1 protein-coding gene is annotated in these 408 nt (G+C 58.6%); it reads right to left on the reverse strand.

Going from position 1 to position 408, the window contains the following annotated elements; genetic code table 11:
* Positions 1–408: LysE family transporter (locus tag AB4Z33_RS31225; protein WP_442053604.1), on the reverse strand; the 408-nt coding region annotated here is incomplete at both ends.

A 408-nucleotide genomic window follows, 5' to 3' on the forward strand; every position in this document is an offset into this window, starting at 1 on the left:
GGTCTCTACCACAATCAGCACAAAGATGCCCCAGCGCGCGTTAGCGCCGACGCTGTCGCCAACAAACAACGAGAAGACCGATCCGAAGTAGATAATCGCTTTCGGGTTTGCAAGGTTGGTCAGTAAGCCTTTCACAAAGCTGCGCCCGCCCGCCGCCAGCTCAACCTGCGGCGCATCGCTGTTCGCCGTCTCTTTCTTCAGCGCGCCGCGCAGCATCTGGAAGCCCATCCAGCAAAGATAGAGCCCACCGCCGACCATAATGATGCTATGCAGCCAGGCCATTTTCGCGAGGATCAGGTTAAGGCCAAGTAGCGCGACCGCTGCCCACACCATCACGCCAGCGGTGATACCGAGCACGCCCAGCATCGCTTCTTTGCGCGAGCGGCTAACGGCAGTTTGAGAAACAAA

The sequence above is a fragment of the Paenibacillus sp. 2TAB19 genome (assembly GCF_052115185.1).
Classification (GTDB): domain Bacteria; phylum Bacillota; class Bacilli; order Paenibacillales; family Paenibacillaceae; genus Pristimantibacillus.